Source organism: Burkholderiales bacterium, assembly GCA_015075645.1.
In the GTDB taxonomy this organism is placed as follows: Bacteria; Pseudomonadota; Gammaproteobacteria; order Burkholderiales; family Casimicrobiaceae; genus VBCG01.
Genome location: JABTUF010000006.1, coordinates 113,855 through 128,427, shown reverse-complemented (window position 1 = coordinate 128,427; position 14,573 = coordinate 113,855). Strand labels below are relative to the sequence as shown.

At 71.6% G+C, this 14,573-nt stretch carries 13 protein-coding genes; 9 read left to right on the top strand and 4 right to left on the bottom strand.

Features of this window, described 5'->3' with window-relative positions:
* Nucleotides 1-31: 31 nt before the first annotated feature.
* The 3 genes from HS109_16220 to HS109_16210 all read left to right on the top strand — a co-directional run bounded on the left by HS109_16220 (nt 32) and on the right by HS109_16210 (nt 2,558).
* Nucleotides 32-700 (top strand): thiol:disulfide interchange protein DsbA/DsbL, encoded by a 669-nt coding sequence (locus tag HS109_16220; protein MBE7523912.1) that lies wholly within the window; start codon nt 32-34, stop codon nt 698-700.
* Between the two features lie 299 nt (nt 701-999).
* The gene (locus tag HS109_16215) at nt 1,000-1,764 is read left to right on the top strand and encodes an SDR family oxidoreductase (GenBank protein MBE7523911.1); all 765 of its coding nucleotides are present in this window, start codon (nt 1,000-1,002) and stop codon (nt 1,762-1,764) included.
* Nucleotides 1,665-2,558, top strand: a complete 894-nt coding sequence (locus HS109_16210; protein ID MBE7523910.1) for an ABC transporter substrate-binding protein — start codon at nt 1,665-1,667, stop codon at nt 2,556-2,558. Before HS109_16215 ends, HS109_16210 begins: the two co-directional genes overlap by 100 nt.
* A 221-nt stretch (nt 2,559-2,779) precedes the next feature.
* Here HS109_16210 and HS109_16205 read toward each other — a convergent pair whose 3' ends face one another.
* On the bottom strand, nt 2,780-4,630 hold the full coding sequence (locus tag HS109_16205) for an autotransporter domain-containing protein (GenBank protein ID MBE7523909.1): 1,851 nt from the start codon (nt 4,628-4,630) through the stop codon (nt 2,780-2,782).
* Between the two features lie 144 nt (nt 4,631-4,774).
* On the opposite strand from HS109_16205, the gene HS109_16200 reads away from it, so the two are divergent.
* Nucleotides 4,775-6,814 (top strand): FecR domain-containing protein, encoded by a 2,040-nt coding sequence (locus HS109_16200; protein MBE7523908.1) that lies wholly within the window; start codon nt 4,775-4,777, stop codon nt 6,812-6,814.
* A 96-nt stretch (nt 6,815-6,910) separates the two neighbouring features.
* Here the strand turns inward: HS109_16200 and HS109_16195 are convergent, their stop codons facing one another.
* Genes HS109_16195 through HS109_16185 form a run of 3 tightly spaced genes read right to left on the bottom strand, consistent with a single transcriptional unit; the run spans nt 6,911 to nt 10,299 of the window.
* Entirely contained in the window at nt 6,911-7,336 is a 426-nt protein-coding gene (locus tag HS109_16195; protein ID MBE7523907.1) for a glycine zipper 2TM domain-containing protein, read from the bottom strand.
* Between the two features lie 58 nt (nt 7,337-7,394).
* Nucleotides 7,395-9,218 carry a class I poly(R)-hydroxyalkanoic acid synthase gene (phaC, locus tag HS109_16190; protein ID MBE7523906.1) on the bottom strand — a complete coding sequence of 608 codons (1,824 nt, stop codon included), beginning with the start codon at nt 9,216-9,218 and terminating at the stop codon, nt 7,395-7,397.
* 34 nt (nt 9,219-9,252) lie between these two features.
* Nucleotides 9,253-10,299: an MBL fold metallo-hydrolase gene (locus tag HS109_16185; protein MBE7523905.1), complete on the bottom strand. Its 1,047-nt coding sequence runs from the start codon at nt 10,297-10,299 to the stop codon at nt 9,253-9,255.
* Between the two features lie 89 nt (nt 10,300-10,388).
* On the opposite strand from HS109_16185, the gene HS109_16180 reads away from it, so the two are divergent.
* The 5 genes from HS109_16180 to HS109_16160 all read left to right on the top strand — a co-directional run bounded on the left by HS109_16180 (nt 10,389) and on the right by HS109_16160 (nt 14,568).
* Nucleotides 10,389-10,901, top strand: a complete 513-nt coding sequence (locus tag HS109_16180; protein MBE7523904.1) for a MerR family DNA-binding transcriptional regulator — start codon at nt 10,389-10,391, stop codon at nt 10,899-10,901.
* Between the two features lie 81 nt (nt 10,902-10,982).
* A complete protein-coding gene (locus tag HS109_16175; GenBank protein ID MBE7523903.1) occupies nt 10,983-11,474 on the top strand; it encodes a PaaI family thioesterase in 492 nt (163 codons plus the stop codon).
* Entirely contained in the window at nt 11,471-12,649 is a 1,179-nt protein-coding gene (locus tag HS109_16170; GenBank protein MBE7523902.1) for an isovaleryl-CoA dehydrogenase, read from the top strand. Before HS109_16175 ends, HS109_16170 begins: the two co-directional genes overlap by 4 nt.
* Before the next feature lie 82 nt (nt 12,650-12,731).
* Nucleotides 12,732-13,916 carry an acetyl-CoA C-acetyltransferase gene (locus HS109_16165; GenBank protein MBE7523901.1) on the top strand — a complete coding sequence of 395 codons (1,185 nt, stop codon included), beginning with the start codon at nt 12,732-12,734 and terminating at the stop codon, nt 13,914-13,916.
* A 22-nt stretch (nt 13,917-13,938) separates the two neighbouring features.
* Complete coding sequence (locus tag HS109_16160; GenBank protein MBE7523900.1) at nt 13,939-14,568, top strand: LysE family translocator; 630 nt, start codon at nt 13,939-13,941, stop codon at nt 14,566-14,568.
* Nucleotides 14,569-14,573 lie beyond the last annotated feature (5 nt).

The window sequence follows — 14,573 nt, the reverse complement described above, 5'->3', positions numbered from 1 at the left end:
GCCTCCGGGCCGAATCCGGAAAGGGAAGTCCATGACGACCGCAGCATCGATGTTTCCCGGCCTTCGCGCCGCCGCCCGCCTGGCCATCGCGTTCGCGGCCGCGTTCGCGTTCGCGGGCCACGCGTCGGCCCAGGCCGAAGGCAAGGAATTCCTGCGCTTCAAGGTGGCGCATCCGGTCGAAACCGGCAAGAAGATCGAGGTGATCGAGTTCTTCTCCTACGGCTGCCCGCATTGCGCGGACCTCGAGCCGCACATGCAGGCGTGGATGAAGAAGCTGCCGCCCGACGTGCAGTTCCGCCGCGTGCCGGTCGCGTTCTTCGCGCCCTGGGAGAACCTCGCCAAGGTGTACTACACGCTCGAGGCGCTGGGCGAGGACGCGAAGCTCACGCCCGAGGTGTTCCTCGCGATCCATGGCCCCGCGCGCGACAACCTGGCGAAGGAGGACAAGTTCTTCGACTGGGCGGCGAAGAAGGGGCTCGACCGCAAGAAGGTCGAGGAGATCTACAAGTCGTTCGGCGTCTCCGGCAAGGTCGGTCGCGCCAAGCAGATCGCGCAGGCGTACAACATCCAGTCGGTGCCGACGATCATCGTCGACGGCAAGTTCCAGCTCACCTCGGGCACCGCGGGCGGGCACCCGAACGTGCCGGCGACGATCGACGCGGCGATCGCCGTCGCGCGCGCCGAACGCCCGAAATCTTAGAGCTTCGAACGGGCGGCGGCGCGACCGGGAGCGGCGTCGAGCGGACGTTCGCTGCGCGACCGCCGCTCACGCGCTCCGCAGCGCAGGCGGTGGATACGATAGAAGCGTAGGAGCGGCAGGAGCGGTATGCGTGGTATGCGTGGTATGCGTGGTATGCGTGGTATGCGCGGTGCAGCGACGCAGAAAGCGAGGCGGCGTGATGTTCGAGGCGCACCCGACCGGCACGTCGTCGGGCATCGCGGAACCGCTCGCGCGCTTCGCAGCGCAGGCGGCGTAGCGACGCGGGCGGCGAGACGTCGTTGGCGCTCAAAGTCTTCCTGACCGGCGCCTCGTCGGGGCTCGGCGAAGCGCTCGCGAAGCACTACGCGCGCGACGGTGCGACGCTCGGCCTCGTCGCGCGGCGCGCGGACGAACTCGCGCGCGTGCAAGCCGCCCTCGGCACCGCGACCGTCGAAACCTACGCCGCCGACGTGCGCGACGCCGACGCGATGATCGCCGCGGGCCGTGACTTCATCGCGAAGCACGGCGTCCCCGACGTCGTGATCGCCAATGCCGGCGTCTCGCGCGGCACGATGGTCGAGCACGCCGAGGACCTCGCCGCGTTCCGCGCGGTCATGGACACGAACGTCGCCGGGCTCTTCCACACGTTCCACCCGTTCGTCGCGCCGATGCGCGAGGCCGGGCGCGGCACGCTCGCGGGGATCGCCAGCGTCGCGGGTTTCCGCGGCCTGCCCGGATCGGCCGGGTATTCGGCGTCGAAGGCGGCGGCGATCAGGGTGCTCGAGGCGCTGCGCGTCGAACTCGCGCCTTCCGGCGTCGCGGTCGTCACGATCTGCCCCGGCTACGTCGCCACCCCGATGACCGCGCGCAATCCCTACCGGATGCCGTTCCTGATGGACGCGGACAGCGCCGCGGCGTCGATCGCGCGCGCGATCGCGCGCCGCAAGCGCTTCCACGTGCTGCCCTGGCCGATGGCGATCGTCGGGCGCGTGCTCGCCGCGTTGCCGCGGGCGATCTACGACCGCGCGTTCGCTCGCGCGCCGCGCAAGCCGAGGCAGCCCTGAGCGGCGCGACCGACTGGTCCGGCGCGCGGCACCGGCGCTTCGACGGCGCGCCGCGCATCGCGTCGCTGGTGCCGAGCCTCACCGAACTCCTGTTCGCGCTGGGACTCGGCGACCGTGTCGTCGCGAGGACCGGATTCTGCGTGCACCCTCGCGACGCCGTGCGGCGGGTGCCGAAGGTCGGCGGCACCAAGGACGTCGATCTCGAGGCGCTCGCGGCGACGCGACCGACGCACCTCGTCGTCAACGTCGACGAGAACCGGCGCGAGGACGTCGACGCGGCGCGCGCGTTCGTGCCGGCGGTGATCGTCACCCATCCACTCGTCCCCGAGGACAACCGGAGGCTCTACGCGCTCTTCGGCGCGGTCTTCGATCGCGAGGCGGCCGCGCGCGCCCTCGCCGCGGAGTTCGACGCGGCGCTCGGCGAACTCGCCCGTGCCACCGCCGGCCTGCCGCGCGAACGCGTCCTCTATCTGATCTGGAAAGCCCCGTGGATGACGGTGGCGCGCGACACCTACGTGTCCGCCACGCTCGCACGCGCGGGATTCGACACGCTGCCCGAGGACGCCGACTCGCGCTATCCGCGGATCGGCGACGACGATGCGGCGTGGCGCGACGCCGACCGCATCCTGCTCTCGACCGAGCCCTACGCGTTCCGCCCGCGCGACCGCGACGCGCTCGCCGCGACGTACGGCAAGCGCGTCGACCTCATCGACGGGGAGTGGACGTCGTGGTACGGCTCGCGTTCGATCGAGGGGTTGCGCGCGCTCGCGCGGTTCCGGTCAGGAACCCGTTGACCGCTGGCGGCGGCGCCGGAGTATCCGGTGGCGGCGGGAGAATCGTCCGGCTGAAGCCGTACCTACGAGCGATCCGCGGCTTTCGCCTTCCCTGTGGGTCGGGCTTCAGCCCGACGGGGCGGGTGGTGATGCGATGGATCGTGTCGGCCTGAAGGCCGACCCACGGGGAGGGTGGTGGGTCGGGCTTCAGCCCGACGGATTTCGCGTGGATCAACTACCGTTCACTCGATCGGGATACGCACGCCCAGCGTGACCGCCCAGTAGTTGCCGTCGTCCTTGCTGGCGGTCCCCGAGCCGGTGAGGAACACGGTGCCGCGCGCGAAGTCGGTCGACGCGCCGAGGTTGAACAGCCAGTAGTCGTCGTCCGGCACGTAGGCGCCGACCGAATAGGTGCCGCCCAGCAGGACCGGCGTCGCCTCGACCGAACGCGCATCGGCCTTCGAATCGTATTCCCAGGTCACGCGGCCGAACGGACGGATGCCGGCGAGATTGCCGGAGAGCTGCCATCCGAGCGAGGACTGCAGCGATTCGCGCTCCTGCTGGCCGTAGGTGAGCGCGGTCGAATCGCGGCTCGCCTCCGAGAACTGCCGGACGATCGCGCGCTGGTAGGTGAGCCGCGCGTACGGTCCGTGCACGATGCCGCTCTTCGTGCCGAACCACCACCCGCCGACGAGGCTGCCGAAGTAGGTGTAGCCGCTCGTCTCGCCGGTCTCGGTCCGCGTGGTGGTGCCGAGCGCGATGTCGCGGTTGATGTCGCCGTAGTCGAGGTCGCCGGCGCCCAGGCGCAGCCCGAGGTACCACGGGCCTTCGCCGTAGCCGGCGTAGAACGTGCCGGTCGTCTCCTTGAGCGTGAAGCCGCCGCCGCCGAAGTCGGACTTGTTCTCGGTGTAGCCGAACGCGCCGCCGACGAGCAGGCGCGGATTCGGCATCATGTCGCCGCCGACCGACACCGTCGTCACGTCCGCGTCGCCCGAGATGAACGAGCCGCGGAGGTCCGGATTCGCGTAGTCGACCGCGACCCAGGGCTGGAAGCGTGCCGACGTGGGCTTCGCGTTGAGCGACGACTGCATCCGGCCGTCGAGCGTCCGGAAGTTCGCGGCCTCGACCGCGAGCGGCGCTTCGCCGAGCGAGGCCATCTTCTGCGGTCCCTCGATCATGCTCGCGGCGAGTTGCGCGATCAGGTTCATGCCCGCGGTCGTCGGGTGGTTGCCGTCGGCGAACAGGTAGGTGTTCGGCGCGTCGGGCGACACGAGCGTGTCGGGCGTGCAGAAGAGCGCGTAGACACGCCCGCCGAAGTCGTTCGTGCACGCGCGGCCGGTGACGTTGGCGAAGCCGTAGCGCGCCGGGTCGGCGATCACCTCGTTCAGCAGGGCGAAGATGTTGACGCGGATGACGTTGCCGCCGATCTGGTTCAGTCCCGCCTGCATCGCGCCGTTGTACAGGCCCACGACCTGCGAGATCGACGCGGCGTTGCCGGATTCGATGCCGTCGGGCGTCTTGCCGGCGTCGGGCAGGTTGAACACGAGGATGTTCCGCGCGCCCGCGGCCTGCAACTGGGCGACGCCACCGACGAGCTGGCCCGCGGCCAGCGTCATGTTCGCCTGCAGTTGCTGCGGCGTGATCGCGCCCGCCTGCAGCATCGACAACTGCGTGAACAGGTCGTTGCCGCCGGCCCACACCGAATGGAGCGCGCCGGAATCCGCCGGACCGGTCGCGAGGTACTGCGAGATCTGGGTCAGCACCGGGGTCGCGTTCGCGGTCAGCGGGAAGTTCGGCGGGACGCCGGGCTGCAACGCGACGCGCGCGCCGCCTTCCGCATAGTCGTTGCCGCCCTGGTTGGCCGGCGTCGAGGTGAGGCCGTAGCGCTGCGCCAGCACCTGCGTCCACATCGGTCCCGGATTGGTCGTGTAGAGGCCCGTGCCCGGCGGCAGCGCGGGCTTGAACGAACCGGCATCCGACAGGCTGTCGCCGAACACCCAGAAGTTCGAGAACTGGGCGGAAGCCGCGCTCGAGGCGAACGTGCAAGCGATGGCGACGGCGGCGGCGATGCGGGACGCGCGGAAGGTGCGCATGGACGGCTCCTGGAAGGGGGCGGGCGGACTGGACGGAGCACCGAGTCTAATCCATTGTGCCCGGACGTGCGCCGCGTCGCCGGCAGGCGCCCGGTCAACCGTGGCGCCGCGGCAATCGTTTTCGTCAGCACCAGGAGTCGATCGATGACCATGAGGACAGCCGGGATGCCGAATTGCACCGACTTGCGTGGATCGCTGCGGAAGGCCGCGCGCGCCACGGCCGCTGTCCTGCTGGCGGTCTTCGCGGCGGTCGCATACGCCCAGGACGACCTGCCTTCGCGCGTGGGCCGCCTCGCCGACCTGGGCGGCGAGGTCTACCACGCGCCGGAGGATCGCGCGTCCGACTGGGAGGCGATCGGCGTCAACTATCCGATCACCTCCGGCGACAACCTGTGGGTCGCGGAAGGCTCGCGCGCGGAGATCGACGTCGGCACCGGCCAGATCCGCCTCGGCCCGCAGACCAACCTGCACGTCGCGCGCCTCGACGATCGCGTCGTGTCGCTGTTCCTCGCGCAGGGCCAGCTCTCGCTGCGCCTGCGCTTCCTCGATCCGGGCGAGGCCGCGCACATCGACACGCCGAACACGCAGGTTGTGCTGACGCGCACCGGACTCTACCGGGTCGAGGTGTCGGGCGACCGCAACCGCACGGTCGTCGTCGTCCGCGAAGGCGAGGCGACGCTGCCGACGTCCGCCGGCATGCAGCAGGTGCTGCCCGGGCAGACCGCCGTGGCGCAAGGACTCGACGCGACGCGCGTCGATGTCGCGAACGGCATCGTATCCGACGGCTTCGACGCCTGGGTCGCCGAGCGCGACCGGCGCTACGCGCGGAGCCGCTCGTCTCCGTACGTGTCGCGCCAGATGGTCGGCGCGGCCGACCTCGACGCGTACGGCGCGTGGGAGACCGACACGACCTACGGTTCGGTCTGGTATCCGACGCAGGTCGCCGCGGGCTGGGCGCCGTACCGCGACGGCCGCTGGACCTGGGTCGCGCCCTGGGGCTGGACCTGGGTCGATGCCGCGCCGTGGGGCTACGCGCCGTTCCACTACGGACGCTGGGTCGTGGTCGGCGGCCGCTGGGGATGGTGTCCCGGCGCGTTCGTCGCCCGTCCGATCTGGGCGCCCGCGATGGTCGGCTGGGTCGGCGGTTCGGGCTGGAGCGTGTCGGTGTCGTGGGGCGCGCCGGTCATGGGCTGGGTGCCGCTCGCCTGGGGCGAGCCGTTCCGCCCGTGGTGGAACGGCTGCTCGTCGCGCTGTTGGAGCGGCTACAACCGCCCCTATGCCGCGCACTACGACGAACGCGTGCGCCGCGCGCCGCCCCAGAGCTACATCAACGCGTCGCGTCCCGGCGGCATCACGGCGATTCCGGTCGCGAATTTCGCGAGCGAGCGGTCGGTGTCGCGCCATCTCGTTCCGGTGACCGCCGCGCAGGTCCGCAGCGCACCGGACCTCGCCTACGCACCGCCGGCGGAGCGCCCGGCGCCCGGGCGGCCGGCGTTGAAGCCGCGACTGTCCGATGCGCCGCCTGCCGCGTCGACCTTCGCGCCGGGCAGCGGCATGGCGCGCGGATCGCCGTCGCGCAGCGCCGGCGAGAGCGTGAAGCCGTCGATCGGCGCGCCGTCGCGCGGAACGTCTGCGGCACCGACGACGCCGTCGGCGTCGTACTCGGCGCCCGACCGCGGCGGTGCGCCGTCGGTCTACACCACGCCGGTCCAGCGCGAGACGGCGAAGCCCTACGCACCGGCGACCGCGCCGTCGCGCCAGAACGTGCCCTCGACCGGATACCCGCAGCCGGACGTCTCGCCGCCGGCGCGCCAGGCTTCGCCGGCGGCGCCGACGTACTCGCCTTCCGCGACCGGTCCGGCACGCTCGTCATCGCCGCAGCGACCGTCGATGCCGGTCGCCTCGCCCTCGAACCCGTACGCGCCGCCGTCGCGCAGCGCGCCCCAGCCGAAGCCCGCGGTCGTGTCGCCGCCGGCGGCGAGCCCACAGGCGGTGCCGCGCGGGGGGGCGACGATGGCGCCCGTGCCGCCCCCGCAGATGCACGGGCAGGCTCCGGCGCACGCTCCGGCGGCGAAGCCGTCGTCGAACGGCAGCGAGCGCAAGCCGCAGGAACGCGGCGGCCACGACGGCAGCGCACCGTCGCGCGGCAACGCATCCGAGAAGCCGGGCGGCATGCAGCGGTGATCGGCGCCGCCGAAACCCGCGCCGGGCGGCGCGCGAACCTGCGTGGCGTTGCGTCGAGCTTCGCTACGGAGCGACGGGCGGCATGCCGAAGGTCGCCTACGGCGCGACGAGCGCCATCCGCTTCCCGCCGTCGAGCAGCTTGACGCGTTCGCCCTCGTTGGCGGGCGGGCGCTGGCTGTAGGTGAGCTTGCGGACGGTCCCGTCGTCCATCTTCACGGTCACCGCCCAGTAGACCTTCTTGTTCTTGTTCTTCTCGATCTGGTGGCCGGCGTAGGCGCCGGCGCCGGCGCCCGCGATCGTCATCGCGGTGTTGCCGCGCCCGCTGCCGAACTGGTGGCCGACGACGCCGCCGACGACGCCGCCCGCGACGGCGCCGACGCCGCTCGCCTGGCCCTTCTCCTCGACGTAGCGGAGCGAGGTGACGACGCCGCAGTCCGCGCAGGTCGCTGCCGCGGCGGCGAGCGGCGCTCCAAGGGCCAGCGCGGCGAGCGACAGCAGCGTGCAGGATCGAAGGATCAACATGATGTCCTCCCGAAAGGACCCTTGCCTCGCGCCACTCTACTGCGCGCGCGCCGCGGCGTCACTTCCCGTCGGCGCGGATCCGGACGTAGGTGCCCGGCGCGTCGGCGAGCGCCTTGAGCTTGCCCTTGCCCGGAACGCGCGGCGCGACCTCGCGCCCGGTGCGCGTCGAGATCCAGTCCTGCCAGTCGGTCCACCACGAGCCCTCGTGCTGCTTCGCGCCGGCGAACCACTCGTCCGCCGACGCCGGGAGCTTCGCGTTGGTCCAGTACCCGTACTTGTTCGCGGCCGGCGGGTTGATCATGCCCGCGATGTGTCCCGAGCCGGACAGCACGAAGCGCGACGGTCCCGACAGGACCGACGGGCCCTCGTAGGTCGCCTTCCACGGCGCGATGTGGTCCTCGATCGCCGAGACGAAGTAGGTCGGGACCTTCGACTTGGAAAGGTCGATGGCGACGCCGTCGAGCGTGACGCCGCCCGGCTCGCGCAGCGCGTTCTTCATGTAGAGGTTGCGCAGGTAGAAGCTGTGCATCTTCGCCGGCATGCGCGTCGAGTCGCAGTTCCAGTGCAGCAGGTCGAACGGGAACGGGTCGCGCCCCATCAGGTAGTTGTTGATGACGAACGACCAGATCAGGTCGTTCGCGCGCAGCATGTTGAAGGTGTTCGCCATCTCGGCGCCTTCGAGGTAGCCGCGCTCGCTCATCTTGCGCTCGAGCGAGGCCACCTGGCCCTCGTCGATGAACACCTCGAGTTCGCCGGCGTGGGTGAAGTCGACGAGCGAGGTCATGAACGTCGCGCTCGCGATCCTCGGCTCCTTCTTCGCCGCCAGGTAGCCGAGCGTCGCGGCGAGGAGCGTCCCGCCGAGGCAGTAGCCGACCGCGTTCACGTCCTTCGCGCCGGTCGCCTTCTCGATCGCGCCGATCGCGGCGAGCGTGCCTTCGGTCAGGTAGTCCTCGAAATCCTTGCCGGCGAGCTTCGCGTCCGGGTTGACCCACGAGATCACGAAGGTCGTGTGCCCCTGCGCGACCGCCCAGCGCAGGAACGAGTTCTTCTCGCGCAGGTCGAGGATGTAGAACTTGTTGATCCACGGCGGGATCACGAGGAGCGGGCGCTCGGACACCTTCGCCGTCGCGGGCTCGTACTGGATGAGCTCGATCAGCGCGTTGCGGAACACCACCTTGCCGGGCGTGGTCGCGATGTTGACGCCGAGCTCGAACGCCTTCGCGTCGGTCATCGAGATGCGGAGCTGCCCGTTGCCGCGCTCGATGTCGTCGAGCAGGTTGTTCAGGCCCTTGACCAGGTTCTGGCCGCCGGTGGCGACGGTCTCGCTGAACACCTCGGGATTGGTGAGCGCGAAGTTCGACGGCGCGAGCGCGTCGATGTACTGGCGGGTGAAGAAGTCCACCTTCTTCTTCGTGTGCTCGTCCAGGCCCTCGACGCTCGCGACGTTCTCGTGCAGCCAGCGCGCCGCGATCAGGTAGCTCTGCTTCACGTAGTCGAACAGCAGGTGGTCCTGCCAGCCCTCGTGGCGGAAGCGCTTGTCGCCCTTCGACGGCTCGGCGACCGGGGCGACCTGCGCGCCGAACGCGCGCAGGACCGAGGACTGCCACAGCGCCGTGTACTGCTGCCACAGCGAGATCTGCGATTCGACGAGCCGCTGCGGATTGGCGAGCATCGCGGAGGCGAGTTCCATGTACGCCTTCCCGAGGCCGAGCTCGTCGGCGAACGGGCTCGCGCCGCGCGCGGCCTGCTTCGCGGCGAATTCGCCCAGGAGCTTCGCGCTCTTCTCGGCGGCGGACGCCATCGACTCGGCGAGGACGACCGGGTCGAACGGGGGGCGCGCCTCGGTCGGGGAGGAGGCGGTGGAGGCGGTCTTGGTCGTCATCGGGCGGGTCCGGAAGGGGGAGGAGGCCGGGGGGTCAGGCGGAGAAGCGTACCGCGCCGCCGTCGCCGACGACGCGGGTGATGCGCTTGCGGTGCCACAGGTGATTGAGGTGCGCGATCGCCTCGCCGGTCGCGAAGAAGCGCTGCTGCAGGTCGAGCGGCCGGCGGAACAGCACCGGCACGATCTCGCCGGCGGACATCGGCCGGCGCGCGTCGGCGAGCGCCTCCTCCAGCTCCGCGAGTCGCGCCGCGTGATGCGCGCGCAACTCGGCGACGCGCGCCGCGATGCCGCGAAACGGCATGCCGTGCGACGGCAGCACGAGCGTGTCGGTGGGAAGACCCTCGTAGGCGGAGATCGACTTCAGGAACCGGCCCAGCGGGTCGCCGTCGGGGTCGGACGACCACACGCTGACGTTGGTCGAGATGCGAGGCAGCAGCATGTCGCCCGAGATCAGGAGCCCGGCCTCGCGCGCGTGCAGCGCGGCATGCTCGGGCGAGTGGCCGTAGCCCGGGATCACGGTCCAGTCGCGCGCGCCGAGGCGAAGCGTGTCGCCGCCGACGATGCGCTCGATGTTCGCCGGGGCGCGCGGCACGCCGCGCGAATAGGCGTTGCCGCGTGCGACGATCGCCGCGACGTGCTCGCGGTCGAGGCCGTGCGCGGCGAACAGCGCGCAGGTGTCGCCGATCGTGTGCGCCGCGCGCTGGTCGAGCGTCGCGTGCGCGGTCAGGAACTCGCCGATCGTCATCGCGACCTTCGCGCCGAAGCGCTCCGCGAGCCACGCGGCGTTCCCCAGGTGGTCGGGGTGGTGGTGCGTCGCGACGATGCGCTCGATCGGATGCCCGCCCATCGTCGAGACGAAGTGCTGCTCCCACAGCGCGCGCGTGGCGTCGTTGCCGTAGCCCGCGTCGACCGCGATCCAGCCTCCGCTCTCGCCGCGCGCGAGCCACAGGTTGATGTGGTCGAGCGCGAACGGCAGCGGCATCCGGACCCAGAGGAGCTCCGGCGCGATCTCCTGCGCCGCGCCGGGCGCGGGCGGGGCGTCGTACGGGTACTGCAGCAGGCTCGGGGCGGGGGCGTTCACCTGGGGACGGGCATCGGCGGTTGCGTCAACCCGGTATGGTATCGTGGCCGGGCCCGTTCCCCGACGTTCCCGCGGACATCCCGCCGCCGATGACCGCCTCCCGCCGCCCGCCGAACGCGCCCGCCGCCGCGCCGCGGGAGGCGAGCTATTCGATCTCGGAACTCGCCGCCGAGTTCGCGCTGACCACGCGCGCGATCCGCTTCTACGAGGACGAGGGCCTGCTCGCGCCGCGGCGGCAGCGTCAAGCGCGCATCTACGGCGAGCGCGAGCGCACCCGCATCAAGCTGATCCTGCGCGGCAAGCGGCTCGGCCTCTCGCTCATCGAGATCCGCGAGATCCTCGACCTGCACGACGCGCGGGAGGGCGACCGGCGCCAGCTGCTGCGCTTCCTCGAGGCGCTCGACCATCGCCGCGCCCAGCTCGAGGTGCAGCGCGCGGACATCGAGGCGCTCCTCTCCGAGATCGGCTCGATCGAGCGCGACTGCCGCCGCCGCCTCCGGGAGGCGACGGCGGAACGCGCCGCGCCCGCATCGCCGCGTCCGGCCCGCGGACCGTCCGCCGCCCGGGCGGGGTCGCGCGAGCCGGACGGGCATCGAGGTTGACGTTAACGTAAACGTAATCCAGAATCGATGGCTTCCCGACCCCCGGGCGCGGCCCCCGCCGCGCCGACCCGGCCGCCCGTCATGCCGCAGGTCCGCTTCGAGTTCGGCACGCCCGACGCCGCGGAGCGCGTGCGCATGAGCTTCGCGCGGCAGGGCGCGATGGCGACGATCGGCGCCACGCTCGATGCGGTCGAGCCCGGCTACTGCGCCATCTCGCTCGTGCCGCACGACGCGATCTCGCAGCAGCACGGCTACGTGCACGCGGGCATCGTGTCGACGATCGTCGACAGCGCGGGCGGCTACGCCGGCTTCTCGCTCTTTCCGGCGAACGCCTCGGTGCTGACGGTCGAGTTCAAGGTCAACCTGCTCGCTCCGGCGGAGGGCGACCGGATCGTCGCCGAGGGTTTCGTCGTCAAGCCGGGACGCACGCTGTGCATCACGCGCGGCGAGGTCCACGCCGAATCCGGCGGCCGGCGCAGGCTCTGCGCGCTGATGCAGCAGACGCTGATGCTGATGCACGGCAAGGACGACGGGGACGCCCGTCCGCCGCACCCCACGAAAGGCCGTCCATGACCGCCGCGCTGCCGTCCATCGACTTCCACCACGGCGAAACCGTCGACATGCTGCGCGAGACGGTGCGCCAGTTCGCCGCCGACGAGATCGCGCCGCGCGCCGCGGCGATCGACCGCGACAACCAGTTCCCGCACGACCTGTGGCGCAAGATGGGCGACCTCGGCCTCCTCGGCGTCACGGTCGAGGAGGCGTACGGCGGCACCGCCATCGGCTATCTCGCGCACGTCGTCGCGATGGAGGAGATCTCGCGCGCGTCCGCGTCGGTCGGGCTCTCCTACGGCGCGCACTCGAACCTCTGCGTCAACCAGATCCGCCGCAACGGCAGCGAGGCGCAGAAGCGCAGGTACCTGCCGAAGCTCGTCGCGGGCGAGCACGTCGGCGCGCTCGCGATGAGCGAGCCGGGTTCGGGCTCGGACGTCGTCTCGATGCGCACCCGCGCCACCCGGCACGACGGCCACTGGGTGCTGAACGGCAGCAAGATGTGGATCACCAACGGGCCCGACGCCGACACGCTCGTCGTCTACGCGAAGTCCGATCCGGAGGCCGGCGCGCGCGGCATCACCGCGTTCGTGGTCGAGAAGGGGATGGCCGGCTTCTCGACCGCGCAGAAGCTCGACAAGCTCGGCATGCGCGGCTCGAACACCTGCGAACTCGTGTTCCGCGACTGCGCGATCCCCGACGCGAACGTGCTGGGGGAGGAGGGGCGCGGCGTCAACATCCTGATGAGCGGGCTCGACTTCGAGCGCGCCGTGCTCGCCGGCGGACCGCTCGGCATCATGCAGGCGTGCATGGACGTCGTGGTGCCCTACGTGCACGAGCGGCATCAGTTCGGCCAGCCGATCGGCGAGTTCCAGTTGATGCAGGGCAAGCTCGCCGACATGTACACGACGATGCAGGCCTCGCGCGCCTACGTCTACGCGGTCGCGCAGGCGCTCGACCGCGGGCACGGCGGCTCCGCAGCGCGCAAGGACGCGGCCGGCGCGATCCTCTACGCGGCGGAGAAGGCGACGTGGATGGCCGGCGAGGCGATCCAGTGCCTCGGCGGCAACGGCTACATCAACGAGTATCCGGCGGGGCGCCTGTGGCGCGACGCGAAGCTCTACGAGATCGGCGCCGGCACCAGCGAGATCCGCCGGATGCTGATCGGCCGGGAACTCTTCAACGAAACGAAGTGATCGCGCCCCGCGCGAAGCGACGCCGCGCCATCCCGACGAAGTCGCGGGCGCCGGTCGCCGTGAACGGATGAGGAGCACGACGATGTTGAACGATCCGATGGTCATCGTGGGGGCGGCGCGCACGCCGATGGGCGGCTTCCAGGGCGATTTCGCGTCGCTCGCGGCGAGCGACCTGGGCGCGGTCGCGGTCAAGGCCGCGGTCGAGCGCGCGAAGCTCGCGCCCGGCGACGTCGGCAAGGTCATCATGGGCTGCGTGCTGCCCGCGGGCCAGGGCCAGGCGCCGGCGCGCCAGGCGGCGCTGAAGGCCGGGCTGCCGCAATCGGTGCCCTGCACGACGGTGAACAAGATGTGCGGCTCGGCGATGGAGGCGGCGATCCTCGCGCACGACATGCTCGCCGCGGGCTCGCACGAGGCGATCGTCGCCGGCGGCATGGAGTCGATGACCAACGCGCCCTACCTGATGCCCAAGGCGCGCGCGGGCTACCGGATGGGGCACCAGCAGGTGTTCGACCACATGTTCCTGGACGGCCTCGAGGACGCCTACGACAAGGGGCGCCTGATGGGGACCTTCGCCGAGGACTGCGCGTCGAAGTTCGCCTTCACGCGCGAGGAACAGGACCGCTTCGCGCTGGCCTCGCTCTCCCGCGCGCTCGGCGCGAACAACGACGGGACCTTCGCCTGGGAGATCGCGCCGGTCGTGGTTCCGGGCCGCAAGGGCGAGGTCACCATCGACAAGGACGAGCAGCCGGCGAAGGCCTCGCCCGACAAGATCCCGACGCTGAAGCCCGCGTTCCGCAAGGACGGCACGGTGACCGCGGCGAACTCGTCGTCGATCTCCGACGGCGCCGCGGCGCTCGTGCTGATGCGCCGCTCGACCGCCGAGGCGCGCGGGATCGCTCCGCTCGCGGTGATCGTCGCGCACGCGGTGCACGCCCAGGCGCCCGGCGAGTTCACCACGGCACCGGTCGGCGCGATCGCGAAGGTGCTCGCGAAGTCCGGCTGGACCGCGAAGGACGTCGACCTCTACGAGGTCAACGAGGCGTTCGCGGTGGTCACGATGGCCGCGATGCGCGAGCACGGCATCCCGCACGAGCGCATGAACGTGCACGGCGGCGCCTGCGCGCTCGGCCACCCGATCGGCGCTTCGGGCGCGAGGATCGTCGTGACGCTGATCGGCGCGCTGCGCAAATACGGCAAGCGCCGCGGCGTCGCGTCGCTGTGCATCGGCGGCGGCGAGGCGACCGCGATGGCGATCGAACTCGCCTGACCTCGACCGCGCGCCGGCGCCGATGATCCCGCTCGACACCTGGCTCCTGTTCGCCGCCGCGTCGGTGGCGCTCGCGATCACGCCGGGACCGACGCTGGTCTACCTCGTGGCGCGCACGGCGGCACAGGGACGGCGCGCGGGGCTCCTGTCGCTCGCGGGCACGACGAGCGGTCTCCTCGGGCACGTGCTCGCCGCGGCGTTCGGGCTCTCCGCGCTGCTCGCTGCGGTTCCCTACGCGTACGACGCGGTCCGCTACGCCGGCGCCGCCTACCTCGCGTGGCTGGCGTGGACGACCTGGCGCGACGCGAAGCCGTTGCCGGAGGCCGCGTCCGTGGCGCCGGCACCCGCCTGGGGGCTCCTCCGCGCGGGCCTCGCCACGAGCCTCCTCAATCCGAAGGTCGCGCTGTTCCAGCTCGCACTCTTTCCGCAGTTCGTCGACCCGTCGCGCGGCAGCGTCCTCGCGCAGTCGCTCGTGCTCGGCGCGACGCAGCTCGCGATCGTCGGGGCTTCCGACGCGCTGTGCGTGCTGGCGGCGGCGGACCTCAAGCGCAGGCTCGCCGGCGCGACGCGCTGGACCGTCGTCTCGAAGCGCCTGCTCGCGGGCGTCTTCGGCGCGCTCGCCGTACGGCTCCTGTTCGAATCCCGGCGATGAGCGAC